General features: G+C 67.3%; 24 protein-coding genes. 13 read left to right on the top strand and 11 right to left on the bottom strand.

The genetic code is table 11. From position 1 onward, the window contains the following. Window positions 1–43: 43 nt before the first annotated feature. Window positions 44–706 carry a TetR/AcrR family transcriptional regulator gene (locus ACZK4Z_RS19140; RefSeq protein ID WP_049421841.1) on the bottom strand — a complete coding sequence of 221 codons (663 nt, stop codon included), beginning with the start codon at window positions 704–706 and terminating at the stop codon, window positions 44–46. A gap of 75 nt (window positions 707–781) precedes the next feature. Here ACZK4Z_RS19140 and ACZK4Z_RS19135 point away from each other — a divergent pair, with 75 nt between their 5' ends. Continuing rightward, entirely contained in the window at window positions 782–1,477 is a 696-nt protein-coding gene (locus ACZK4Z_RS19135) for a DAPG hydrolase family protein (protein WP_253143900.1), read from the top strand. A 12-nt stretch (window positions 1,478–1,489) separates the two neighbouring features. Here ACZK4Z_RS19135 and ACZK4Z_RS19130 read toward each other — a convergent pair whose 3' ends face one another. Then, window positions 1,490–1,906 carry a VOC family protein gene (locus tag ACZK4Z_RS19130; RefSeq protein WP_253143902.1) on the bottom strand — a complete coding sequence of 139 codons (417 nt, stop codon included), beginning with the start codon at window positions 1,904–1,906 and terminating at the stop codon, window positions 1,490–1,492. 59 nt (window positions 1,907–1,965) lie between these two features. Further along, window positions 1,966–3,069 (bottom strand): alkene reductase, encoded by a 1,104-nt coding sequence (locus tag ACZK4Z_RS19125; RefSeq protein ID WP_253143904.1) that lies wholly within the window; start codon window positions 3,067–3,069, stop codon window positions 1,966–1,968. A 129-nt stretch (window positions 3,070–3,198) separates the two neighbouring features. On the opposite strand from ACZK4Z_RS19125, the gene ACZK4Z_RS19120 reads away from it, so the two are divergent. Then, window positions 3,199–4,104, top strand: coding sequence for a LysR family transcriptional regulator (locus ACZK4Z_RS19120; RefSeq protein ID WP_478450991.1), 906 nt, complete (start codon window positions 3,199–3,201; stop codon window positions 4,102–4,104). Between the two features lie 47 nt (window positions 4,105–4,151). On the opposite strand, the gene ACZK4Z_RS19115 is transcribed toward ACZK4Z_RS19120, so the two are convergent. Beyond that, window positions 4,152–7,241 carry a TonB-dependent receptor domain-containing protein gene (locus ACZK4Z_RS19115; RefSeq protein ID WP_478450168.1) on the bottom strand — a complete coding sequence of 1,030 codons (3,090 nt, stop codon included), beginning with the start codon at window positions 7,239–7,241 and terminating at the stop codon, window positions 4,152–4,154. 212 nt (window positions 7,242–7,453) lie between these two features. Here ACZK4Z_RS19115 and frmR point away from each other — a divergent pair, with 212 nt between their 5' ends. From frmR to ACZK4Z_RS19090, 5 genes are all read left to right on the top strand, one after another. Next, window positions 7,454–7,729, top strand: a complete 276-nt coding sequence (gene frmR / locus ACZK4Z_RS19110; RefSeq protein ID WP_005411009.1) for a formaldehyde-responsive transcriptional repressor FrmR — start codon at window positions 7,454–7,456, stop codon at window positions 7,727–7,729. Between the two features lie 66 nt (window positions 7,730–7,795). Continuing rightward, on the top strand, window positions 7,796–8,905 hold the full coding sequence (locus ACZK4Z_RS19105; protein WP_012512082.1) for an S-(hydroxymethyl)glutathione dehydrogenase/class III alcohol dehydrogenase: 1,110 nt from the start codon (window positions 7,796–7,798) through the stop codon (window positions 8,903–8,905). A gap of 8 nt (window positions 8,906–8,913) precedes the next feature. Continuing rightward, window positions 8,914–9,273, top strand: coding sequence for a YqcC family protein (locus ACZK4Z_RS19100; RefSeq protein WP_049421830.1), 360 nt, complete (start codon window positions 8,914–8,916; stop codon window positions 9,271–9,273). A gap of 63 nt (window positions 9,274–9,336) precedes the next feature. Continuing rightward, window positions 9,337–10,167: an S-formylglutathione hydrolase gene (fghA, locus tag ACZK4Z_RS19095; protein WP_478450167.1), complete on the top strand. Its 831-nt coding sequence runs from the start codon at window positions 9,337–9,339 to the stop codon at window positions 10,165–10,167. Window positions 10,168–10,354: 187 nt separating this feature from the next. Then, window positions 10,355–11,800 (top strand): GGDEF domain-containing protein, encoded by a 1,446-nt coding sequence (locus tag ACZK4Z_RS19090; RefSeq protein ID WP_125895596.1) that lies wholly within the window; start codon window positions 10,355–10,357, stop codon window positions 11,798–11,800. A 54-nt stretch (window positions 11,801–11,854) separates the two neighbouring features. Here ACZK4Z_RS19090 and ACZK4Z_RS19085 read toward each other — a convergent pair whose 3' ends face one another. Continuing rightward, window positions 11,855–12,325, bottom strand: a complete 471-nt coding sequence (locus ACZK4Z_RS19085; protein ID WP_049400257.1) for a hypothetical protein — start codon at window positions 12,323–12,325, stop codon at window positions 11,855–11,857. A 5-nt stretch (window positions 12,326–12,330) separates the two neighbouring features. After that, window positions 12,331–12,777 carry a universal stress protein gene (locus ACZK4Z_RS19080; RefSeq protein ID WP_478450166.1) on the bottom strand — a complete coding sequence of 149 codons (447 nt, stop codon included), beginning with the start codon at window positions 12,775–12,777 and terminating at the stop codon, window positions 12,331–12,333. A gap of 141 nt (window positions 12,778–12,918) precedes the next feature. On the opposite strand from ACZK4Z_RS19080, the gene ACZK4Z_RS19075 reads away from it, so the two are divergent. The 4 genes from ACZK4Z_RS19075 (at window position 12,919) to ACZK4Z_RS19060 (ending at window position 18,032) form a co-directional block, all read left to right on the top strand. Beyond that, window positions 12,919–13,836, top strand: coding sequence for a LysR family transcriptional regulator (locus ACZK4Z_RS19075; protein WP_032129879.1), 918 nt, complete (start codon window positions 12,919–12,921; stop codon window positions 13,834–13,836). 153 nt (window positions 13,837–13,989) lie between these two features. Continuing rightward, window positions 13,990–15,519 (top strand): MFS transporter, encoded by a 1,530-nt coding sequence (locus tag ACZK4Z_RS19070; RefSeq protein ID WP_032129878.1) that lies wholly within the window; start codon window positions 13,990–13,992, stop codon window positions 15,517–15,519. Window positions 15,520–15,540: 21 nt separating this feature from the next. Beyond that, a complete protein-coding gene (locus ACZK4Z_RS19065) occupies window positions 15,541–16,623 on the top strand; it encodes an HlyD family secretion protein (RefSeq protein ID WP_006384446.1) in 1,083 nt (360 codons plus the stop codon). After that, window positions 16,620–18,032, top strand: a complete 1,413-nt coding sequence (locus tag ACZK4Z_RS19060) for an efflux transporter outer membrane subunit (RefSeq protein ID WP_125895595.1) — start codon at window positions 16,620–16,622, stop codon at window positions 18,030–18,032. Before ACZK4Z_RS19065 ends, ACZK4Z_RS19060 begins: the two co-directional genes overlap by 4 nt. A gap of 216 nt (window positions 18,033–18,248) precedes the next feature. On the opposite strand, the gene ACZK4Z_RS19055 is transcribed toward ACZK4Z_RS19060, so the two are convergent. The 5 genes from ACZK4Z_RS19055 to ACZK4Z_RS19035 all read right to left on the bottom strand — a co-directional run bounded on the left by ACZK4Z_RS19055 (window position 18,249) and on the right by ACZK4Z_RS19035 (window position 23,026). Continuing rightward, window positions 18,249–18,587 (bottom strand): hypothetical protein, encoded by a 339-nt coding sequence (locus ACZK4Z_RS19055; RefSeq protein ID WP_032129876.1) that lies wholly within the window; start codon window positions 18,585–18,587, stop codon window positions 18,249–18,251. A gap of 77 nt (window positions 18,588–18,664) precedes the next feature. Next, window positions 18,665–19,606, bottom strand: coding sequence for a DegV family protein (locus ACZK4Z_RS19050; RefSeq protein ID WP_032129875.1), 942 nt, complete (start codon window positions 19,604–19,606; stop codon window positions 18,665–18,667). A 95-nt stretch (window positions 19,607–19,701) separates the two neighbouring features. After that, on the bottom strand, window positions 19,702–20,334 hold the full coding sequence (locus ACZK4Z_RS19045; RefSeq protein ID WP_049421816.1) for a 2-hydroxychromene-2-carboxylate isomerase: 633 nt from the start codon (window positions 20,332–20,334) through the stop codon (window positions 19,702–19,704). A 20-nt stretch (window positions 20,335–20,354) separates the two neighbouring features. Next, window positions 20,355–21,617, bottom strand: coding sequence for an amidohydrolase family protein (locus ACZK4Z_RS19040; RefSeq protein ID WP_253143916.1), 1,263 nt, complete (start codon window positions 21,615–21,617; stop codon window positions 20,355–20,357). After that, entirely contained in the window at window positions 21,617–23,026 is a 1,410-nt protein-coding gene (locus ACZK4Z_RS19035) for an amidohydrolase (protein ID WP_049462465.1), read from the bottom strand. Before ACZK4Z_RS19035 ends, ACZK4Z_RS19040 begins: the two co-directional genes overlap by 1 nt. 151 nt (window positions 23,027–23,177) lie before the next feature. Between ACZK4Z_RS19035 and ACZK4Z_RS19030 the strand changes: the two genes are divergently transcribed. After that, complete coding sequence (locus tag ACZK4Z_RS19030) at window positions 23,178–23,954, top strand: AMP nucleosidase (RefSeq protein ID WP_005414446.1); 777 nt, start codon at window positions 23,178–23,180, stop codon at window positions 23,952–23,954. A 43-nt stretch (window positions 23,955–23,997) separates the two neighbouring features. Further along, entirely contained in the window at window positions 23,998–24,537 is a 540-nt protein-coding gene (locus ACZK4Z_RS19025) for a DUF924 family protein (RefSeq protein ID WP_006384394.1), read from the top strand. The last annotated feature ends 47 nt before the right edge of the window (window positions 24,538–24,584 follow it).

Genomic DNA, 24,584 nt, shown 5'->3' with positions numbered 1-24,584 from the left:
GAAGCGCTGCCGGTAGAACCTCGCCATGCGTGGATGCGGCCGGCTACGGCACCTGCAGTACGGGTGCCAACAATTCCAGGCAATCACGCAGATGCACCTCTACCGGCGCATCCTCGGCCACCACACCGATCACGCGTTCGCGCAGCGGCTCGGCCACGGCCATCGCCAGGATCAGCCGTGCCATGCACGCGGCATCTCCCTCGCGCAGCAGCCCGCGCTGCTGCTGACGCGCCAGCCAGTCGGCCAGCAGCGCACGGCCGCGTTCGATGCCATTGTCCAGATAGGCCTGCAGCAGCGCGTCCTTGCCGGGAAAGTCGGTGGCCAGCAGGCGGAATACCTGCACTGCCTGCGCCGACAGTGCCTGCGCGCACACCGCGTGCAGGATGGCCTGCAGCAACGGCATCACCTCGTCGGCGTCGTGCGCATCGCGCTGCAACTGCGGCGCGAAGCCGTCGGTCCACTCGCGCACGGCCAACCCGACCAGTTCCTCGCGGTTGCTGGCGTGGCGGTACACGGTCTTCTTCGCTACCCCGGCGTGCGCCGCCACCGCTTCGATGGTGGTGGCCTCGTAACCCTGTGCCAGCAGCAGCTCCAGCGTGGCCTGCAGCACGGCGTGGCGGACTTCGGCTTCCGGCCGCGCAGGGCGGCCGCGGCGGCGGATTGGTGAGGGTGGCTCGGGCAGGGTGGTGCTGTTCATTGCGCCCATCTTACCGCATTCGGATAATTGAGAAACGAAGAGCGTTTCCGTATTATCAGGTCTCCCGACATGCAGGAGACCCCGATGGATACCGCTGTGAACGCCCGCGCCTGGCTGGACCACCACGATCTGCTCGACCCGGCGCCGATGCGCTTGGAAACCGGCATCCAGCGCCGCGAAGATGGCACCCTGCTGGTGGCGGTGCGTACCGATCTGCACGGCTGCAAGGGCCGCATGCTGGACTGGTGGTTCACCTTCTTCGAGACCACCCAGCACATCCGCTGGTGGCATCCGGTCGATCATGTCGAGCATCGCGGCTGGGACGCGGCCTGGCAGCGCGGACGCAGCTACCACGGTGCCAGCATCCACGCGGTGGAATCGCTGGCCGATATTCCGCCGGTGGCGGCGCGTTTGAAGTTCCATGACCCGCGCACGTTGCTGGTGCCCGAGCGCCTGCAGGTGGCACAGGATGCAGGCGATGTATCGGCAGTGATCGCCGCGCGCATCGGCTTTGGCGACCACGTACGCCTGGATGCAAACGGTGATCCCTGCGACGGGCAGATGCTGCACGTGGCGCGCGATACGCCGTTTGGCTGTGTGCTGCGCAGCCGCTTCGTGCTCGGCCTGGACAGCACCGATCCGCACTGCGATGCCGGCGATGCGGTCGGCCTGGGCCTGCTCAAGCACTGCTACACGGAGTTCAGTTTCCTCTCGCGCCTGCTGCCGTCGCTGTACTACGGCGAGCGCGCCAACGGTGAAGTGGCGCCGTTGCCGTGGTGAACGATGCGCCGGTCACTCGGCCAGCGCGTCGTAGCCTTCGCCACTGAACTGGATCAGGCAGAAGCCGTGGCCGAACGGATCGGCCAGCACGGCGATGCGCCCCCAGCGACGCTCGCGCACGGACTGCTCAAGCGTCGCCCCGGCCGCAACCGCACGGACCAGTGCGGCTTCGATGTCATCCACCACCCAGTCCAGGTGCAGCGGCGTCCAATGGCGCTCGTAGTCGCGCACGTCGCCGTCTTCGGTGGCGGCGCTGCCGGCCTCGTTCTGCAGCAGGTACAGCGGCGTTGGCCCACCGAGCAGCTCCACGGCGCCCGGGCCTAGACGGCGCCCGATGCTCAGGCCGAAGGCTCGGATGTAGAAGTCCTCGGCAGCGGCAAGATCGGGGACATCGAGGTTGACGATGAACGATGCGGTGGGCGTATCCATGGGCAGATCCGGTGGATGCGGGTGGGCAGTGTACGCCCGCATCCACGCATCGCGTGGCTCTACTGCGCGCGCGGGTAGTCGAGGTAGCCTGCCTCGCCGCCACCGTAATAGGTATTGCGGTCGGGCGTGGCCAGCGCGATGTTGTGCTGCAGGCGTTCGACCAGATCCGGGTTGGCGATGAACGGCTGGCCGAATGCGGCCAGGTCGATGGTGCCGGCCTCGACCAGCTGCAGGGCGCGTTCGCGGGTCATGCCACCGGCCAGGATCAACGTGCCACCGTAGACCTGCTTGAACTGCTGCAGGAACGCCTCGCCCAGCACCGACTGCCCCGCCTGCAGGTTGTCGTTGAGATGCACATAGGCCAGCCCGCGCTTGCCCAGTTCCTCGGCCAGGTACAGATAGGTGGCCTCGTTGTCGGGGTAGTACGGCATGTCGAAGGTGAGGTTGTTCGGTGCCAGGCGCACGCCGATGCGGTGGGCGCCGATGCGCTGGGCCATCGCATCCACCGTCTCCAGGATCAATCGCGCGCGGTTCGGCAGCGAGCCGCCGTAGCGGTCGTCGCGCTGGTTGATGAGCGGGTTGAGGAACTGTTCGAACAGGTAGCCGTTGGCGGCATGCAGTTCGATGCCGTCGAAGCCGGCGGCAATGGCGTTGTCCGCCCCGCGTACGAAGTCGTCGATGATGCCGGGGATCTCCGCGGTCTCCAATGCACGTGCCGGGGTGGGATCGGCATGGCCGCGGCTGCCGTCGTCCAGGTACACGAACGAGGTGTTCTTCGGTGCGCTGGCCACCGGGCGGGTACCGGCGCTGACCGGTTGTCCACCCCCGGGCTGCAGCGAGGCATGCGACATGCGGCCGACGTGCCAGAGCTGGGCGAACATCGTGCCCTGCGCGGCATGCACCGCCTCGGTGACGAGCTTCCACCCGGCCACCTGTTCGGCCGACCAGATGCCCGGCACATCGATGTAGCCCTGGCCCTGCGGCGAGACCGGCGTGCCTTCGCTGATGATCAGGCCGGCGCTGGCACGCTGCCGGTAGTACTGCGCGGTGAGCTCATTGGCGACCGAGCCGGGGTTGCGGGCACGGGTCATCGGGGCCATCGCGATGCGGTTGCGCAGGGCGATGCCTGTCAGGTCGAACGGACGGAACAGGGCGGCGGTCATGTTGGTCATCTCGGTGCGGGGAAGAGCGCCAGCGGCGCGATGCACACAGGATGGAGTTGACATGCGGGCGCATAAAGCGCTTCGATCTCCCTTGGTGGGGGACTATTTGTCCCCAATGGGGTGCGAACGATGCTGCCGCTGGAATCCTTGAATGGCCTGGTGACGTTCGTCACGACCGCACGCTCGGGCAGCTTCACCGAGGCGGCAGACGCGCTGGGCATCTCGCGCTCGGCGGTGGGCAAGGCCATCGCCCGTCTGGAAGCGCGGCTGGGGGTGCGCCTGTTCCATCGCACTACGCGGCGCATCGCACTGACCACTGATGGCGAGGCGTACTACGCCTCCTGTGCGGCGGCGCTGGAAGAAATCTCCGCGGCCGAGGCCTGTCTGGGTTCGGCGGGCCTGCCCAGCGGGCGGCTGCGCATCGACATGCCGTCCTCGTTCGGGCGGCTGGTGGTGCTGCCGGTGCTGCTGCGGTTGTGCCGCCAGTATCCGGACCTGCAGTTGACGATGACCTTCACCGATCACTTCGTCGATCCGGTCGAAGAGGGCATCGACCTGCTGATCCGTTTCGGTGGGCTGCACCAGGCCGAGCACCTGGTCGCGCGCCGGTTGGGGCGCCAGCGCCTGGTCACCTGCGCATCGCCGGCGTACCTGCAGGCGCATGGCGTGCCGCGCACGGTGCAGGAACTGGCGCAGCACCGCAGCATCGTCGGCTTCCGCCACGGGCAACCGATCTGGTGGCGGATCGGCAGCGAGGAGGACGAGGGAACGTTCATTCCCAGTGCGCCCTATCAACTCAATGATGGCGACGCGGTGATCGAAGCGGCCATCGCCGGCCTCGGCATCTGCCAGATGCCCATTTCACTGGTGCGCCGCCATCTCGATTCCGGCGTGCAGCAATCGGTGCTGGACGAACACATGCAGCGGCACATCGACATCCATGCGCTGTGGCCACCGACGCGCCACCTGCGGCCGAAGGTGCGCTACGTGGTGGATGAGCTGACCCGGTTGGCGGAACAAGGTCTGTTTGATTGAGCGGGGCCCGTACACCGGGCCCCGCCTGTGGAAACGCTGCGCCAGGCCTACTTGAAGTTGTAGCGCAGGCTGGCCATGTAGCGACGGCCCAGTGCATCCAGTACATACGGGAACGGCCCGATGTCATCGCCCACGTTGATCACCGACAACGTCACGCGCGCGGCGTCGGTGATGCGGTAGGTGACGTTGGCGTCCCAGGTGGTCCAGCTGTCGCGGTAGAAGTACTGACGGCTTTCCGGGGTATCGGTCATCGTGTACTGGGCGCGGCTGGTGTAGTTGGAGGCCACGCCGTAGTTCCAGTTGCCGATGCGATGCTGGGCGGTCCAACGGAACTGGCGCTTGGGCTCGTTGAAGCTGCCCGCCTGTTCGACGAACGGCACGTCCCGGTTCGCGGCCTGGCCACGGTTCTTCGGCATGTAGCCGTAGAAGTCCAGGTCCAGTACGCCGAAGCGCGACAGGTCCCAACGGTAGCCGACTTCGGCGGTCCAGCCACGGAACATCAGCACCGGGCCGTTGCCATACTCGGTCTTGATGCTGGTAGCCACGCCGGTGTTCGGATCACGCGTCACCAGGCTGCAGAAGCGGTTGGCGTTGGGGACGTTGGCGGCGTTGAAGTCGGCAGTGTCGAAGCAACCGGTGATGATGTCGTTGGCGCTCAGCGACGTGATCACGTTGTTGATCTTGATGTCATACCAGTCGGCGGCGACGCGCAGGCCCGGGATCCATTCTGGGGCGAACACGATGCCGGCCGTCCACGACTTCGCCGTTTCGTTCTGCAGGCGGGTGCTGCCGTTGGTCGAACCCAGCGTATTGGTCGGCTGCTGGCGGAAAGTGTTCGGATCGGCACCCGGGTAGGCGGCGAAGAACGCCTGGCAGTTGCGGCGACGCACCGCCGGATTTGAGCCGCCGCTGATGTTGTCCAGCGAGCACACTTCCGGGATGTTGTAGTAGGCCGGCTGCTGGGTGGTGTAGAGCTCGGCGATGGAGGGCGCGCGTAGTGACTGGGTCTTGTTGCCGCGCAGCTGCAGGCCGGCGATCGGTTCGTACTGGATGCCGTAGGTGAACGCATTGAACGCGCCGGCGACGGAATTGTCGACGCGGCGGAACTTGGCGGTCAGGTCCAGGCGATGCAGGACCGGGATATCCCAGTCGGGATTGAACAGCGGTGCCAGCACTTCGGCGAACACTTCATTGGTGTGGTACTTGCCTTCCGCCGCCTGGGTCGGCACTGAACGGCCCTGGCCCAGGCGCTGGTACTCGCTGGGGGTGAAGGAGCCTTCTTCGCGGCGGTGTTCGAAGCCGGCCGCCGCGGACAGCTCGCCGCCGGGAAGATCGAACAGGCCGCCGGATACCGACGCATTGATGACGGTCTGGCGGGTCTGCGCCTTGGCCACGGTCCGGGTGGAGACATAGTCCAGGGCTTCGCGCGACGCCTGGTTCTCGCCGAACAGATTCAGCGGGCGGCAGTTCGCATCGGCCGTGGTGCCCGGGCGGGTGGCATCACAGATGATGCGCCCGCTGGCGTCGGTGGTGACGTTGATCGCATTGATGAAGTTCTGCTGGATCAGGCCGGTGCCGAGGTAGTCGAAGTCACCGCGGCCGTGGGTGACGCTGGCTTCCCAGTTGAAGCTGCGCTTTCCGACCTCGAAGAAGCCGTTCAGGCCGAGCACCGCACGGGTCAGGCGGGTTTCGGTGCTGGCGTTGTTCATCGACAGATCGCGCGAAGATCGCGACAGGCGGAACGAGGTGATGCCGTTGTCGGCGAGGATCTTGCGGGTTTCCGCACTGAGGAACGGATTGCTGGCGCTGAAGGTCAGTGCACCGCTGGCGGTACCGCCGCCGTCCAGGCGCGCATTGCCGAAGGACACCGCGTTGTAGACGTTCTGGTCGAGGGTTTCGCGGGCGGTCGCTTCGTATCGCGAAAGTTCGAAGAAACCGCGCACGTTGTCGGTGAAGTCGAAGCTGCCGGTGGAGAATACCGAGCGTCGTTCGAGGTCGGCGATCAGCGGCACCGTCTCGAACAGGTTCAGGCCGTCACCGCCGGAAGCGTTGCCGCCCGCGTAGCTGGTGCCGGGATTGAACTCGACCAGCTTGCCCTCGTTGTTGAACTGCCACAGTTTGTCTTTGTTCGGGCCGAAGCCAAGGATGTCGCCCAGGCCGTTGCGCGTGTAGCTGCCGGTTGCCGGCATCACCAGGCCACCGAAGGTCATGCTGGCAATGCGCCGGTTGCGGATCCAGACCTGGTCGGGGATACCATCGCGGGGCCCGGTGTTGAACGGAATGCTGCCGTCGATGCGGCCATCATTGGTCGGCCGGCGCAGGGGCTGGGCAGTGGCATTGGCCGCCGTGGGATTGGCCTGCAGGCTGTAGCCCTGGCGGTAGAAATCGCGTTGCAGCGCGTTCACCCCATCGGCGTTGTCCAGCTCGGCGGCAACCACGATGTGGCCACGGCCATCAGCGAAGTCGGTACCGAAGATGGCCGACCAGGAGTAGCGCTCGTTGTCGTTCTTGCTGGTCCTGCCGTAGCCCAGTTCGACTTCGGCACCCTCGAACCGGTCGCGCAGGATGATGTTGTTGACGCCGGAGATCGCATCCGAGCCATAGGTGGGGGCACCGCCAACGCTCAGGCTTTCAATGCGTTGCACCATGACGCTGGGAATGGCGTTCATGTCGACCTGGATGCCCGAGCCGCCGCCGGCTCCGAAGATGGTGGGCGGTGTAGAGGTGACGAAGCGGCGTCCATTGACCAGGGTCAGCAGGCGATTGCTGCCCAGCCCGAACTTGCTGGCGAAGTTGACGCCTGCACCGAAGCCGGCCTGGTCGCCGCGCGAACTGACGCCGGCACTGACCCCGGGAATCCGGGTCAGGGCATCGATGAGGTTGGTGTCGCCATAGTTCTCGATCGATTCACGGCTGACCACCGCGGCGGGCTCGAGCGTGTCGAAACCGGCGCGGTAGATGCGCGAGCCGGTGACGGTCATCCGGTCCAGCTGCACGGGGGTCTTGCTGCTGGCGGGCTCGGCCTTCTGTTCCTGCGTGGCGGCCTGCTGCGCCATGGCCGGTGCGGCGGCCACCAGCACCAATGCCGAACCCAGCGCGACAGACAAGCGACTGCGGGCGAACAACGGTCGGTACATGATTTCTCCCTGGTCACGCCAATGTGACTCAGGGGTAAACGCAGGGGCGAATGCGACACCCTACGTCATGAAAAAGTAACAAATGAATCTATTTATTGTTCATTCATATTCTGGGCTGATCTGTCCCTGGGGCATGCCTCGGCAGCACCAGATGGCTTCATTCGCCCCTCTGTGTATACTATCCCCCAGTATAGTTCCGAAGTGGCCCCGCCATGCCGCACTCCCCCGAAGAGAAGAAGAAGGTCCTGGCCCGCGTGCGCCGCATCCGCGGCCAGTGCGATGCGCTGGATCGCGCGCTGGAAGCCGGTGCCGACTGCGGGCCGGTGCTGCAGCAGATCGCCGCCATCCGTGGCGCGGTCAATGGCCTGATGTCCGAAGTGATGGAGGCCCATCTGCGCGAGGAGTTCGGGCAACCCGCTGCCTCAGACGAACAACGCGCCGAACGCGTGCGCGACATGAGCGCGTTGATCCGCTCGTACCTGAAATAAGCATCGGCGCCATATCGCGCCGATCGTCCTGCCATTCCCTTTCCGCCTGATCCTGGAGAAGCCACCATGAAGTCCCGTGCCGCCGTCGCCTTTGGTCCCGGCCAGCCGCTGCAGATCGTCGAGATCGACGTCGCCCCGCCGAAGAAGGGCGAGGTGCTGGTCAAGATCACCCACACCGGTGTCTGCCACACCGATGCCTTCACCCTGTCCGGCGATGATCCGGAAGGCCTGTTCCCGGTGGTGCTGGGCCATGAAGGCGCCGGCATCGTGGTGGAGGTCGGTGAGGGCGTGACCAGCGTCAAGCCCGGCGACCACGTGATTCCGCTGTACACCGCCGAGTGTGGCGAGTGCCTGTTCTGCAAGAGCGGCAAGACCAACCTGTGCGTGTCGGTGCGTGCCACCCAGGGCAAGGGCGTGATGCCCGACGGCACCAGCCGCTTCAGCTACAACGGCGAGCCGCTGTACCACTACATGGGTTGCTCGACCTTCAGCGAGTACACCGTGGTGGCCGAAGTCTCGCTGGCGAAGATCAATCCGGACGCGAACCCGGAGCACGTCTGCCTGCTCGGTTGTGGCGTCACCACCGGCATCGGCGCGGTGCACAACACCGCCAAGGTGCAGGAGGGCGACAGCGTGGCGGTGTTCGGCCTGGGTGGCATCGGCCTGGCGGTGATCCAGGGTGCGCGCCAGGCCAAGGCCGGCCGCATCATCGCGGTGGACACCAACCCGTCCAAGTTCGAACTGGCGCGCGAATTCGGCGCCACCGACTGCATCAACCCGAAGGACTACGACAAGCCGATCCAGCAGGTCATCGTCGAGATGACCACCTGGGGCGTGGACCACAGCTTCGAGTGCATCGGCAACGTCAACGTGATGCGCGCGGCGCTGGAATGCGCGCACCGTGGCTGGGGCCAGAGCGTGGTGATCGGCGTGGCCGGTTCGGGCCAGGAGATCTCCACCCGTCCGTTCCAGCTGGTGACCGGGCGCAAATGGATGGGCACTGCCTTCGGCGGCGTGAAGGGCCGCAGCCAGTTGCCGGGCATGGTGGAGGACGCGATGAAGGGCGATATCGAACTGGCACCGTTCGTCACCCACACCATGGACCTGGACAAGATCAACGAAGCCTTCGACCTGATGCACGAAGGCAAGTCGATCCGTTCGGTGGTCCACTACTGAGCCGCGTCATGGGCTGGCTGGATGCTCTGCGCCGGCCGCGTGCGGAAGACCCGCGCGCGGCCCTGGTGGCTCCGATCGAGCAGGCGTTGCGTGCGCTGGGCTGGGTAGTGGGGGAGGTGGGGCCACCGCGTGCGGTGACCTCGGCCTTCGGCAGCGACGATGGCATGCCGTTCGAGCAGTGGCTTGCGCAGGTATTCCTGCCGCGCCTTCATGAGGCGCGCGCAGCCGGACAGTGGCCGCCGCGCAGCGATGTGGCCGTGGCGGCCTGGCGCAATCTTGATGGCCAGCCTGGCGTCGAATCGTTGCTGCGCCTGCTGGCGCAGCTGGATGAACGGATCAACAAAGGCATCCACGCCGCGCGTGGATAAGCCGACCAAGGTCGGCATCTACCAGAAGCACGCGTGCGCTGACGCGCCGCGCAGGAGAGCACCATGGAACGCATTGAACACCGCGCCTGTTTCGGCGGATGGCAGGACGTCTACCGCCATCATTCCACCACGCTGGGCTGCGACATGCAGTTCGCCGTGTACCTGCCGCCGCAGGCGGAAACGCAGAAATTGCCGGTGCTTTACTGGCTGAGCGGGCTGACCTGCACCGAGCAGAACGTCATCACCAAGGCGGGCGCGCAGCGCTACGCGGCCGAGCATGGCGTGATCATCGTCGCGCCCGATACCAGCCCACGCGGCGATGACGTGGCCGATGCCGAGGGCTATGACCTGGGCAAGGGGGCGGGGTTCTACCTCAATGCCACCCGTGCACCGTGGGCGAAGCACTACCGCATGCACGACTACGTGGCGCAGGAACTGCCGGCACTGATCGAGGCGAATTTCCCGGTCACCGATGCGCGCGGCATCAGCGGCCACTCGATGGGCGGTCACGGTGCGCTGGTGATCGCGCTGCGCAACGCGGGGCGCTACCGCAGCGTGTCGGCGTTCTCGCCGATCGTTGCGCCCAGCCACGTGCCGTGGGGGCAGAAGGCCTTCCACGCCTACCTGGGCGACAACCCGGCGGACTGGGCGCAGTGGGATGCCAGCGAACTGGTCGCCGTGGCCACTGAGCGCCTGCCGTTGCTGGTCGACCAGGGCCAGGCGGACGAATTCCTGCAGACCCAGCTGCAACCGCAGCGCCTGCAGCAGGCCTGTGATGCCGCCGGCCATCCGCTGACCCTGCGCCTGCAGCCGGGCTACGACCACAGCTACTACTTCATCGCCAGTTTCATCGGCGAGCACATCGCCCACCACGCCCGCGCCCTGCACGGCTGACGGCTTTCCGGTTGTGCCGGCCGCTGGCCGGCAACCTGCAGCCCTGTGATTCCCCGGGATTGCCGGCCAGCGGCCGGCACTCCCATGGCGGGGCACGCGAAGTGTCGTATTTGCTGTATTGGATCACGTGGCCGTGGCGCGAGCGGGGCTATCGTGCGCCCATACGGCCTTGCGGATCGGGGGATGCATGCCGGTAGTGCTGGCGCTGCTGTATGTGCTCTGCCACGGCCTGGTCGTGGCCCTGTGGTCGGGTCCGGCCGGTGCGGGTTCCTTCGGGTTCCTCACGGGTGCCCCGTTGCTGGCGGCGGCGGCCTGCCTGTGGCGGGCGCGCCGCGACCGTGCCGCGCTCGGCTGGCGCGCCACCGCCCTGGCGCTGCTGCTCTGGGCGGGTGGCATGGCCGTCAACATGATCGATGCGCTCGGTGCCGGCCGTGCCGATGTCACGCCGCAGGCCAGCCTGTTCCTGTATGTGCTGTACGGCGTGCCGCTGGTGTTCATCCTGGCCCGTGCACGCCGCGAGCGGCTGAGCATCAGCCTGATCGACGCGGCGATGGCCGCGTTGCTGGGCGTGCTGTTCTTCGTGCATGCGCAGTCGTTCGCCGCGCGCGTCGACATCGACGACCACGCGTTGTCCAACATGCAGCGCATGTTCGATATCCAGAATCTGTGCATTGCCGGGTTTGCGGTGGTGCGCTGGCTGGTGGGAGACGTTCCGGAGCGGCGCAACTTCTTCCGCGCGCTGGCGATCTACGCGGTGGGCTACCTGATGGTGGCGTACTACATCAACCACTACACCTCGGAACAGTCCTTCGGTGCCTACAACGATCTGCTGATCGACCTGCCGTTCCTGCTGCTGGCGTTGCTGGCGATGAGCCAGGCGCCTGCGCCGACGTTCGTGATGCACCCGAGGCTGGGCAGAACGGTGCAGGCGGCGGGGCCGATGATCCTGCCATTGCTGCTGCTGGTGGTCGGTACCCTGGTGGTTGATCATGCGCGGCCGCTGGCGGTCACTGGCTTCGTGGTGGCAACGCTGGGCTTCGGCGTGCGCAGCATCCTGTTGCAGGTGGACCTGATGGAACGGCAGGCATCGCTGGACCAGCTCGCTCGGCAGGATGGCCTGACCGGTGTGGCCAACCGGCGTGAGTTCGATGCACTGCTGCTGGCGGAATGGAACCGTGCGCGGCGCAGCGGCACCGAGCTGGGCCTGCTGCTGGTGGATATCGACCACTTCAAGGCCTTCAACGACCGCCACGGACATCCGGCCGGGGACCGCTGCCTGCAGGCCGTGGCCACGGTCCTGAAGATCAGTGCCGGCCGTGCCGGTGACAGTGTTGCCCGTTACGGCGGCGAGGAATTTGCGGTGATCGTGCCCGGAAGCCCGCTGTCGGGCGTGCTGGCGCTGGCCGAGCGCCTGCGTGAGGCGGTGGCGGCGCTGCCACTGCCGGAAGGGTCGGTCAGTATCAGCATCGGCGTGGGCTACCTGCACCCGCCGGCTCTGGCCAGCGCGGATCAGTTGCTGGCGGATGCCGATGCCGGCCTGTACGCCGCCAAGCGTGCCGGTCGCAACCAGGTGATCCTGCATGCGCACGTGCTCGACGACGAAGGCAGTGCGCACGGCAGGATGGATTGCTGAGCGCGCCGGGTGCCCGGTCCCCGTGCGTGATTACGCACGGGCGGCGCGGCCGGGTCAGCGCTGCCGCAACCAGCCAGTGGGATCGAGCAGCCTCAGCCCGACCGGTGACAAAGAGCGCTGGCGCAACGGCAGGTTTGCCGCCTGCACGGCCATCGCACAGCGCGCCAGCTGCTGGCGCAACGGTGCCAGCGTGTCATCTTCGCGCGGGCGTGCATGCCGCCACTGGGCGATGCGCAGCAGGCAGACCAGCAGGTCCAGTTCGCTGGCCGCGATGAACGGTGAGCCAGCGGGCAGCAGGTCGATCGGGGCGGTGGGCGTGGCCAGCAGCGGCAGCAGGCCGACGAACGCGTCGCAGCCTTCGGGATCAATACCGAGGCTGCTCAGCTGGGCGAGTCCATCGGCCTGTTGATCAGGATCGTGCAGCTGGCGTATCGCCGCCAGCAGTGCCTGTTCGCCGCGGCCGAACTGGCGGCCGAAGGCGCGGTAGTTGACGCGGGTGGGAAACAACGGGGAACGGGAGGCCATGGTTGCTAGGGTTGTGGGTCGCGGGTTTCCACCAGCACGGGACAGGGCGCGTGGTCGATGGTCCATTGCCCGATCGAGGGTTCGAACAGGCGTTCCAGGCGGGACAGGTGGCGGTGGCCGATGACGATCAGGTCGCACTTCAGGCGCCGGGCCTGCTCGCTGATCACTTCGCCCGGGTCACCCGAGGGAATCTGCGCGATGGCGTCGACGCCGCGCTCGCGCAGCTCGGCCAGGGCTTCGGCCAGCACCGCTTCGGCCCGCGAGCGCTGGCGGGCGGCTTCCGGGTACTCGATGCGGTCGGCTTCGCTGGCATCGGCCGCCAGCGCGAATTCGGGGTCGAGCACGCACAGCAGGTGCAGGCGGCTGTGGGGGCCGGTGATGGCTGCGGCCAGGTCCAGCACGCGTGCGTGCTGGGGGCCACCGTCCAGGGCGACCAGCAGGGTATTGAACATGGATGTCTCCTTGGCAGGCCGGGGATGGTCGCCGATGTCACTGCGCGCACCCATGCCGTGCGCGGCAGTCAATGAATGCGTAAAACGCAATCGACTGTGGTTACAAGTGTCGTAGAGTCATCTGATTTACTGGAGACTGTCATGCCCCTGCCGGACCTGAACCTGTTGCTGGCACTGGACGTGCTGATTGACGAATGCAGCGTGGCCGCCGCCGCGCGGCGGATGAACCTGAGCGCGCCGGCGATGAGCCGTACCCTGGGCCGGATCCGCACCGCGCTGGGCGACCCGGTGCTGGTGCGTGCCGGCCGCGGTCTGGCCCCCACGCCCCGCGCGCTGCAGTTGCGTGAGCAGGTCCGCGATGTGATCGAGCAGGCCCACCGTGTGTTCAACGCCGGTCGCGAGATCGACCTGCGCACCCTGGAGCGCACCTTCAATGTCCGCGCCAATGATGTCTTCATCGGTGGATTCGGCGGACGCCTGCGTGAACTGTTCCGCCAGCAGGCGCCGCGCGCGGTGCTGCGCTTCGTGCCCGAGGGCGATACCGACGACGACGCGATGGCGCAGGGCCGGATCGACCTGTACATCAGCACCGCCGGCAAGCACGCGCCCGATACCAAGGTGCAGAACCTGTTCAGTACCTCGTTCATGGGCGCCGCGCGCGAAGATCATCCGTTGTTCGATGAGGAGATCAGCGCCGAGCGTTTTGCTGCCTGCGACCACATCGCGGTGTCGCGGCGGGGGCTGCCGCGTGGCCCGATCGATGACGACCTGGCCACGCTGGGCCTGCAGCGGCGGGTGGCGCTGATCAGCCCGACCTTCCACGGCGCGATCTTCGCTGCCGCCGAGTCGGACCTGATCCTGCCGCAGATGCCGAGCGTGATGCTGGAGCGGATCGTCAGCATGCGCCTGCCGCTGCGCCTGTTCCCGCTGCCGATCCCGGTGCGCACCGCCGCCATCGTCCAGGCCTGGCACCCGCGGCTGGACAACGATGCTGCGCATCAGTGGCTGCGGCGCTCGATCAAGACCATGTGCGAAAGCGCAGGGGAGGCTCCGCGCTGACACTTTCATGCGTGCGCTTGACGCACGCCTGGGATGCGGGCTGCGCCATTTTTCGCAGGGTACCAGCTCCCTAGACTGCGCTCCCCGGAGTTTCACTGAGCGCATTCCAATGACCCTCAACATGCCGTGCACTGCACGGATCGGTGCCCGGCGATGAGTACGCCGGCCGCCGCTGTCCCGGCCGCTGCTGCGCCCCGTCCTGCCGCCGCCCCCGGGCTCGACCGCCGCGTTCTGGTCGGCCTGTGTGGCGTGCTGCTGGCGGTGCTGGTGTCGGGCTTCAACGAGAACATCACCAAGGTCGCCCTGGCCGACATCCGCGGTGCGATGGGTTTCAGCGTCGATGACGGCAGCTGGATCGTCGCCCTCTACAGCGCGATGTCGGTCAGCGCGATGGCCTTCGCCCCGTGGTGTGCCGCCACCTTCTCGCTGCGCCGCTTCGCGCTGGCGATGATCGGTGGCTTCATGGTGCTGGGCGTGCTCTGCCCGCTTGCCCCGAACCTGCAGGTGTTCCTGCTGCTGCGCGCGCTGCAGGGGCTGTGTGGTGGTGCGCTGCCGCCGCTGCTGATGAGCGTGGCACTGCGCTTCCTGCCGCCGGGCATCAAGCTGTATGGCCTGGCGGGTTACGCGTTGACCGCTACCTTCGGCCCGAGCATGGGCACGCCGCTGGCCGCGTTCTGGGTCGAGCAGGTGGGCTGGCACTGGGCGTTCTGGCAGATCGTGCCGTACTGCCTGGCTGCCATGGCGATGGTCAGCTGGGGCCTGCCGCAGGACCCGCTGCGGCTGGAGCGTTTTGCCCAGTTCGATGGCGTGGGCCTGGCGCTGGGCCTGCCGGCGCTGGTGCTGCTGGTGCTGGGCCTGGTGCAGGGCCCGCGCCTGAACTGGTTCGACTCGCCGATGATCACCCTGATGATCGGTGGCGGCGCCGGCCTGATGGTGCTGTTCATGATCAATGAATGGTTCCACCCGCTGCCGTTCTTCAAGCTGCAGCTGCTGGCCAACCGCAACCTCAGCTACTCGCTGGTGACGCTGGGCGGCGTGCTGTTCGTGCTGCTGGCAGTGATCTCGATTCCCTCCGGTTTCCTGGCCAGCGTGCAGGGCTACCGGCCATTGCAGACCGCACCGATGCTGCTGTGGGTGGCGCTGCCACAGGTGATCGCACTGCCGTTGGTGGCGGCGTTGTTGAACATCCGCGCAGTGGATTGCCGCTGGGTGCAGGCCACCGGCCTGGCGATGCTGGCGCTGGCCTGCTGGCTGGGCTCGCACCTGGATGTGGCCTGGATCCGCGACAACTTCCTGTGGGTACAGCTGCTGCAGGTATTCGCCCAGCCGATGGCGGTGTTGCCGCTGCTGATGCTGGCCACTGGCGGGCTGGCACCGCAGGACGGTCCGTTCGCCTCGGCGTGGTTCAACACGGTCAAGGGCTTTGCTGCCGTGCTCGCCAGCGGCGTGCTGGATGCCGTCGCCCAGGGCCGCCGTCATTTCCATTCCACCGTGCTGGTCGACCGCCTTGGCGAGCAGCCGTGGCTGGCCGAGGGCCCGCAGCTGGGCGCGCGCCTGCATGCGCAGGTGCAGGCGCTGACCTCGGCCGACCTGTACTGGGTGGTCGCGCTGGTGGCGCTGGCCTTCATTCCCCTCATTGCCTGGATGCCCACCCGCATCCATCCGCCACGTGCCGTGGCCTGAACCTTTCGCAGGAACCCCCTCATGACGATCAATCGAACCACTCTCAATACCGGCCTGGGCCTGGGCGTGCTGGCCCTGGCCATCGGTGCCTGGCTGCTGCTGCGCGACGGCGGTCACCAGACCACCAACAATGCCTATGTCGTTGCCGACTACACGCTGGTCGCGCCGAAGATTCCCGGCTTCGTCAGTGCCGTGGAAGTAGAGGACAACCAGTCGGTGAAGGCGGGCGACGTGCTTGCCCGCATCGACGACCGCGACTACCAGGTGGCCCTGCAGGCGGCCCGTGCCGACCTCGCCAACGCCCGTGCACAGCTGGCCAACGCGCAGGCCGCACTGGCCCAGCAGGACTCGCTGATTGAACAGGCCAGGGCCAGTGTCGATGTCAGCCGCTCCGAACTGACCCTGGCCAGCGCCGACCAGCAGCGTTACCGCGAACTGGCCCGTGACGGCGCCGGCACCGTGCAGAACGCACAGCAGGCGCAGTCGAAGCAGGCCGTGGCCAGTGCGCATCTGCAGCAGGGCCAGGCCGCGCTGTCGACCGCACGCCAGCGCACCGACATCCTCAGCGCTGGCGTGCAGGCCGCGCAGGCGGCGGTACAGCGTGCAGAAGCGGCGCAGGCGCGTGCCGAACTGGACCTGTCGCACACCGTGCTGCGCGCGCCGATCGACGGCATGGTCGGCCGTCGTGCGGTACGCGTGGGCGCCTACCTGACCCCGGGTACGCCGGTGGCTGCGGTGGTACCGCTGAAGCGCGCCTTCGTGGTCGCCAACTTCCAGGAAACGCAGATGACCCGCATGCAGGCCGGCCAACAGGTCGAGCTGAAGGTGGACGTGTTCCCGGGCAAGCCGCTGCGCGGGCACATCGACAGCATCGCACCGGCCACCGGCGTCACCTTCGCCGCCGTCGCACCGGAAAACGCCACCGGCAACTTCACCAAGGTGGTGCAGCGCATTCCCGTCAAGATCGTGCTGGAACCCGGCCAGCCACTGCTGGACCAGCTGCGTGCCGGCATGTCGGTGGAAGCCAGTGTTGACCTGGGCAGCCGCGCCCGCGCGCAGAGCGTGCAGCACAGTCCGGGCCACAAGAGCGGGGAGGGTGCATGAGCGCAGTCACCCTGTTCCGCACCTTCGTTGCGGCCAGCCTGTGCACGGCCCTGGCTGCTTGCACGATGGGTCCGGACTTCGTACGCCCGCAGGCGGAACTGCCCAGCCACTGGCAGGGTGAGGCGGTCGCCGGCAACGCCATCGACCAGGACGCGGCCTGGTGGGCCGGCTTCGACGATCCACTGCTGGGGCAGCTTGCCGGCCAGGTGCTCGCGGCCAACCTGGACCTGCAGCTGGCCGCCAACCGCGTGCAGCAGAGCCGCGCCGCACGTGGCATCACCGCCGCCGATCGCCTGCCCAGCGTCAGCGCGAGCGCCAGTGGCGTGCGTGCACGCAACAGCGAGGTGGGCCTGAATGATCCGTCCGGCAACGGCGGCCGTGATGACTACGGGCTGTTCCAGGCCGGCATCGGCCTGAGCTGGGAACTGGATCTGTGGGGGCGTGTGCGCCGCCAGGTGGAAGCGGCCGACGCACGCGTGCAGATGGCCGAGGAGGATGCACACGCGGTGCGCATCGCGCTGCTGGCGGAAACCGCGCGTGATTACCTGCAGCTGCGCGCGACGCGGCAGCTGCTGGCGATCACCGAGGACAACCTCAGCATCGCCCTCGACATGAAGCGCCTGACCGAGGCACGCCAGCAACAGGGCGTGGCCAGCACGCTGCAGGTGTCCAGCGCGTCCGCGCAGGTGGCATCGCTGCAGGCACGCATCGCGCCGCTGCGGCATCGCGAATCGCAGCTGCGCAATGCGCTGGCGTTCCTGTTGGCGCAGCCGCCGCAGGCGCTGGACGCGCAGCTGCAGGATGCACGCCGTGACTGGCCGGCGTTGCCGGCGGTGGCGGTGGGGCTGCCCAGTGAACTGGCCGAGCGTCGCCCGGACATCCGTCGTGCCGAAGCGGCACTGCATGCGGCAACGGCCGGCATCGGCGTGGCCAAGGCCAGTTTCCTGCCGCGCATCACCTTGAATGGCGACGCTGGGTTCCAGGCCAAGCAGCTGGATGATCTGGATGGCTGGAACGCGCACCGCTTCAGCATCGGGCCGTCCATCAGCGTACCGATCTTCCAGGGCGGGCGGCTGAAGGCCAACCTCGCGCTGAGCAGGCTGCAGCAGCAACAGTCGGCGCTGCAGTTCCGCCGTACCGTGCTGCAGGCCTGGCACGAAGTGGACGACGCCATCGATGGCTATGCCGCCGAGCAGCAGCGCACGGTGCAGCTGCATGTGGCGGTGGACGAGAGCGAGAGCGCACTGGGCGCGGCGCGCCGGCAGTACCAGGCTGGCGTGGTCGACATGCTGGATGTGCTGACCACCCAGCGCATCGCGCTGGACAACCAGGCTGCGCTGGCCAACAGCCAGGCCACGGCTGCGATCGCGCGGGTGGAGCTGTACCGCGCGCTGGGCGGTGGTTGGTAGGGAAATGGAACCGCCGGGCCATGCCCGGCGGTTCGTCGGTAGTTGCCAACCTTGGTTGGCGATTTTCCCGGAAGCGCCAACCAAGGTTGGCGTCGACCAGAGCACGGCCTTGGGCGGGGGCTGGTAGGAAATCGTCGGGGTAGTGCCGGCCGCTGGCCGGCACCTCCATCGATGTTGCGGTTGCCGGCCAGCGGCCGGCACTACCAGGGCATGGCCTCAACGCACGTCGCGCAGTTCCCAATGGTGGCCTGCCAGAAGGCGCAGGCGCTGCTTGAACACGTCACTGTCGATGCGGGTGGTGGCCACCAGGTTGATGCGCAGGTCCTTCTGCTCGCCGGTCACGGTGGCATCCGGGTCGGTCACGCCCCACTGCGGTTCCACCGCGTCCGGGTCAGGCTGCTTGGCCTTCCAGCGCTCGAACAGGCTGCCATTGCGCAGCGCATCCTGCAGCTCTTCGGCGAAACCGGCGGCGCCCTGCGAATGGAAGGACAGGTCAGGGTCATTGCCGCGGGCCTTGGACGGGTCGGGCAGGCTGATGTGGTACTGCGCAGGCATGGAGTTCTCCTTGAAGTGCGGGAAGACTGGCACAACCGCGGTGGAATCGATGTGCAGATCCGCGCCGCGTCGGGGCCTCACTCGAACCGATGCGGCCCATCGGCGAAGCCCACGGTGACTGCGCCCTTGCCGACGTTGACCATGCCGGTCAGGCTCATCACCGATTCGTACACGGTCACGCCATGGGTGGCGCAGACCTCTTTCAGCTGTGCATAGCCGGGCAGGGTGCGCAGCTCTTCCAGCTCACCGCCGTAGCTGACGCACACCGTCGGTGTCATCAGCCCGGCGCGTACGCGCTGGCCAACTACCGCGAACAACTTCTGCACGGCGTTGTCGAAGCCCTTGATCTTGGCCACCGGTCCGGTCTCGCCGCGGTAACCGTGCAGCACCGGCTTGATGTCCAGCGCACTGCCCAGTGCGGCGCTGAGCAGGCCGACACTGCGGTCGCCCTTGTGCCGCGCACGCGCGCGCATGTAGTACAGGTCACGGGTGACCATGTAGCCGTGCACGTTGCTGGCCAGCTCCTCCAGCCGCTCGCGGATCTGCTGCACGCTGGCGTTGCTGTCGCGCAGGCGCACCGCTTCCACTGCGGTCACCGCCTGCGCGGCGAACAGGTTCTGGGTGTCGAGCACGCGCAGCGCGAACGGCGAGTTGTAGCCCGCTGCCTGCCGCACCGGCTTGTAGTCGTTGAGGATGGCGAAACTGGCCTGCAGCGCGTTGTCATGGATCGGGCTGCGGGTCTTGGTGATGGTCATGCAGAACACGTGGTCGTAATCGATCACCAGCTGCTGCAGGAACAGGTCGCGGATCTGGTTGACGCTGAAGGGGATGGTTTCCGCTTCAGCACCGTGTTCGGCCACGTGCGCGTGCAGAAAGCTCAGTGTGGCCTGTTCATCGCGATGATCGGCCAGCACCGCTTCGCCGATGCGTACGGTGATCGGCAGCAGCACGATGTTGTGGGTGGCGATGAAGTCCGGCGGCAGGTCGCAGGCCGAGTCGACGACGATTCCGATGCGCATCCGCGGCTCCCCCTCCAGGGCGGTTGTAGGTTCGGAAACGTGAAATCTATCTCAAATCCCAGCCAGGCGCGCGAGGGAAACGCGCCACGCCCTGTTCAGCGACTGCGCTGCACCGCCACCGGCAGGGTGGCCAGGCGCAGCCATTCGGGCTGCCGCAGCAGGCCCGGATCGGCCAGCACCGCCGCCATCAGAGGGTGCGCGTCGTTGCCCCAGAACAGCTCCTCATCGATAGCCAGGGTCGGCACACCGAACACCCCGGCGCCAATTGCGGCCTCGGTGTTACGGCGCAGCTGCTCCTTCACCGCCGGGTCGGCGATGGCGCTGGCGACATCGTCAATACCCAGCTGTGCGGCCGGTTCGCGCAGGGCGTCAGGGCTGTCGGCCGCGTTGCCGTCGCGCCAGATCCAGTCGAACAGGACGTCCACCGCCTGCACGCTGGCACCGGCGGCCAGGCACAGGCGCAGGGCGGGCAGCGGGTTGAACGGATGGCCGGGCGGGAATCGCAGCGGTGTGCCCTCGGCCTGCGCGGTCCACAACAGCTGGCGGTAGATGAAGCGGCGCTTGGCCGGAATCTCGGCCGGCCCTAGGTTGCCCAGGTGATGCAGCACCGCACCGAAGGCAATTGGCACGGTCTGGATCTGCGCGAACTGCGGCAGCTGCTTCAGCTTCTGCCAGTGCAGGTAGGAGTAGGGCGAGATGAGGTCGAAGTACCAGCGCAGTGTCGCCATCGGTGTGTCCTCGTGTGCGGTCAGGGCTGCGCGTTGCGCTGCAGGTAGCGGTCACGCAGTTCGGTCTGGCGTGAGCGCATCGGCATCGCACGGCCGCCCAGCCAGACCTGCTCGGCATAGTGCGCCACGTCCAGCGGATCGCCCTCCCACAGCACCAGGTCGGCGCGCTTGCCGGGTTCGATGCTGCCGATCTGGTCGGCCACCCCGAACGCCTGTGCAGGCACCCGGGTCAGCCCAGCCAGGCCATCGATCCACGGCAGGCCGTTGGCCACCGCGTTGCCGGCCAGCTGGCGCATCTTGCGCGCGTTGTGGGTGGCGTCGCCGCGCTGCACGAACGACACCGGCACGCCGGCACGCTGCAGGCGCGCGGCGTTTTCCAGGGTGGCGCCGATCTGGTCGAAGCTGGCCGGCAGGTTGGCCAGCACGTCAACGAACACCGGCACCTGTGCGGCGGCCAGCTCCGGCGCGACCTGCCAGGCTTCGCTGGCACCGGCGATGGCGATCTTCACCTTTTCGCGGGTGGCCCAGCGCAGCAGCTGGCGGATATCGGCGGCGCGATCCACCTCCACCACGATGCGGCCCTGGCCGGCCAGGTAGCGACTGAGCGTGCGGCGTCCGGCTGGCGTCAGCAGCGCGTGCGGCGAGTCCGCAGCCACCTGTCCGCGTGCTTCGTCGATCATCTGCTGCAACAGCATCCATTGCGCGGCGCGCGAATGCCCGGTCAGTTCGGAGGCTGCCGCGCCGATGCGCAGGAACAGGGCACGCGGGCCGATCGGATCGGTGCTGCCATCGAGCCGCATCACGCCGCCCTGGCCGGCCACGAAACCACCGCCGGTGGCAGCGCCCAGCGCGGTGAAGCCGATGCCTTCCAGGCGCGTGACCGGAATCAGCACTGAGGCCGGGTTGTAGGCGAGGGTGACGTCGAATTCCGGCCGCAGTGGCTGCTCACCGAGCTTCAGCGAACTGTCCACCGTGCTCGATTCACCGGAAACTTCTTCGATACCGGTCTCGGTGATGCCACCGAACAGTGCCGGTGTCAGGGGACGGCCATTGGCCTCGACCACGCTGGCGCCGGCCGGCGCCGACAGGCCGTTGCCCACCGCGCGGATGATGCCGCCCTGCACCAGCACATCGGCGTTCTGCAGGCTGCCACGCGTGCTGGCCGTATGCACGGTCGCGTTGCGCACCAGCAGGTCCTGCGCCGAGGCTGCGGTTGTCATCAACAACAGCGCAACCAAGGTAGCGCCGGGCCATGCCCGGCGACGCTTGTTCAACACGCCCATCAGCGCACCTCCTGGCCAAGCTGGAAATCGGAACGCGGCGTCGCTGCCGGTGCACTGCGGTCGTACAACCTGCGGCCATCAATGAAGACCTGCTCGGCCAGCGCGTACGAGCTGAAGGGATTGCCGTTCCAGACCACCACATCGGCCATCTTGCCGGCCTCCAGGGTGCCGGTCTGGCCTTCAATGCCCAGTGCCTTGGCGGCGTTGGCGGTCATCCAGGTGATGGCGTGTTCGGGCGTGATCTCCGGCATGCGCGCGCGGCGCGCGGACGCCATCACCTTGGCCGCTTCCTGGTTCAGGCGCTGGATGCCTTCGGGTGAGTCGGAGTGGACGATGGCGCAGCTGTTCTTCGGCCGGTCGACCAGCGCGATGTTCTCCGGGATACCGTCGAAGGCTTCCATCTTGAAGCCCCACCAGTCGGCCCACAGCGCACCGCAGACGCCGTCGGCGGCCAGCCGGTCGGCCAGCTTGTAGGCCTCCACGCCGTGGTGGAAGGCGGCTACCTTGAAGCCGAATTCCTTGGCCAGATCGAGCATGGTGGCCATCTCGTCGGCGCGGTAGCAGTGGATGTGCACGCGGATGTCGCCTTCGATCGCACCGGCCAGCGTGTCCAGCTTGAGATCGCGCTTGCCGCCGGCATCACCGGCGCTGTCGCCCTTGTCGCTGCCGAACCAACCCTTGCGCTTGGCCGGCTTCGGCTTGTTCTTGGCGATGTAGTCGGCGGCATCGATGAAGGCGGCGCGGTAGCCGGCCACGTTGCCCATGCGCGTGGCTGGGGTCACGCCCTTGCCTTCGCCATAGACGCGCTTGGGGTTCTCGCCGCAGGCCATCTTCAGGCCCCACGGTGCACCGGGGAACTTCATCGCCTGGTAGGTCACCGCGGGTACGTTCTTGAGGGTCACGCCGCGGCCACCCACCAGGTTGGCCGAGCCCGGCAGCACCTGCATGCTGGTCACACCGCCGGCCAGTGCGGTGGCGAAGCCCGGGTCCTGCGGCCACACCGAGTGCTCGGCCCAGACGTTGGCGGTGACCGGTGCGGTCATCTCGTTGCCGTCGCTGTGCGCGCCGACGCCGGGGCTGGGGTACACGCCCAGGTGCGAGTGCACGTCGATCAGGCCAGGGGTGACCCACTTGCCCTGCGCATCGATGCGGGTGACACCGGCATCGGCCTGCAGCTGGCGGCCAACGGCGACGATGCGGCCTTCGCGCAGCAGCACGTCGGCATTGTCCAGGCGCTGGCCGGTGCCGGTCAGCACGGTGGCGTTCTGGATCAGCACCGGCGCATCGGGATGCGCCTGGTAGGTGCTGGGGTAGGGATCGGCGACGAAGCGCGAGGCGCCCACCGCCGGAGCCGTGCTCAATGAAAGCAGTGCCAGGGCTACCCCGGCGCGCAACAACGTCGATGCCATGCAGTTCCCCTTGCAGCTGGTCCAACCGTCGACGCTAGCCCGGAGGCGGCGGGCTTGCCAAGTGACCTTCTTCACAGGCCTGTCGACGGTGGCTCGACGGCACCGGCCGGGTGGCTGAAAATACCCGGTCCCCCGCCGTACCGGACTGCCCATGAAGAGCAAGCAGGAAATCGTCGACAACTGGCTGCCGCGCTATACCGGCGTACCGCTGGACCAGTTCGGCCAGCACATTCTGCTGACCAACTTCGGCGGCTACCTGCATACGTTCTCCGAGCTGACCGGCGCGCCGGTCATCGGCCTGGACCGGCCGATGGCCAGTGCCACCATCGATGGCATCACCATGATCAACTTCGGCATGGGCAGTCCCAATGCCGCGATCATCATGGACCTGCTGTCGGCGGTGATGCCCAAGGCGGTGCTGTTCCTGGGCAAGTGCGGTGGTCTCAAGCGCAAGAACCAGCTGGGCGACCTGGTGCTGCCGATCGCGGCGATCCGCGGCGAGGGTACCTCGGGCGACTACCTGCCGCCGGAAGTACCGGCGCTGCCGGCCTTCGCGCTGCAGCGTGCGGTTTCGACCATGATCCGCGACCTCGGCCACGATTACTGGACCGGCACCGTCTACACCACCAACCGCCGGGTCTGGGAGCACGACGAGGCCTTCAAGGAGCGGCTGCGGGCGATGCGCTGCATGGCCATCGACATGGAAACGGCCACGGTGTTCGCCGCCGGCTTCGCCAACCACATCCCCAGCGGCGCGCTGCTGCTGGTTTCGGACCAGCCGATGATCCCGGACGGGGTCAAGACCGAGGCCTCCGATGCCAAGGTCAGCTCCCAGTTCGTGGAAAACCATATCCAGATCGGCATCGAGGCGCTTAAGCTTATCCGGCGCAACGGCAAGTCGGTCCGCCACCTGCGCTTCGACGAATGATGATGAAGGCCGGGCGCGGGGCGTCCGGGCCTGGGAGTAGGTAATGGACGTTGCCGCGCAAGTGGTGGAATTCTGGAAGGAGGCGGGCCCTGCGAAGTGGTTCGCCCGCGACGACGCGTTCGACGCGCAGTTCCGCCAGTTGTTTCTGGATGAGCATTTCGCCGCCGCTTCGCGCGGGCGCGAGCATTGGCTGGGCAGTGCCGAAGGGGCGCTGGCCCTGATGCTGCTGCTGGACCAGTTCCCGCGCAACTGCTTCCGGGGCACTGCCCATTCCTACGCCACCGATGGCCTGGCCCGGCACTACGCCATGCGTGCCATCGAGGAAGGCCTGGACCTGCAGCTGGTGCCGAAGCTGCGCGCCTTCATCTACCTGCCGTTCGAGCACTCCGAGGATCCGCTGGACCAGGACCGCTCGGTGGCGATGTTCGACGTGCTGGGTGACAAGGAATACCTGCAGTACGCCGAACTGCACCGCGACATCATCCGCCGTTTCGGGCGCTTCCCGCATCGCAACGCCGTGCTGGGCCGCATCCCCACGCCGGAAGAACTGGATTACCTGGCCGAAGGCGGGTTCGCCGGCTAAGAAAAAGGGGACGGAGGGGATTAAGTCGTTTATGGCAAAAACGACTT

It is taken from the genome of Stenotrophomonas sp. 71799_Sma, from assembly GCF_056482505.1.
Note: the sequence above shows the minus strand (reverse complement) of the source record. Positions and strands in the feature narration are given on the sequence as shown.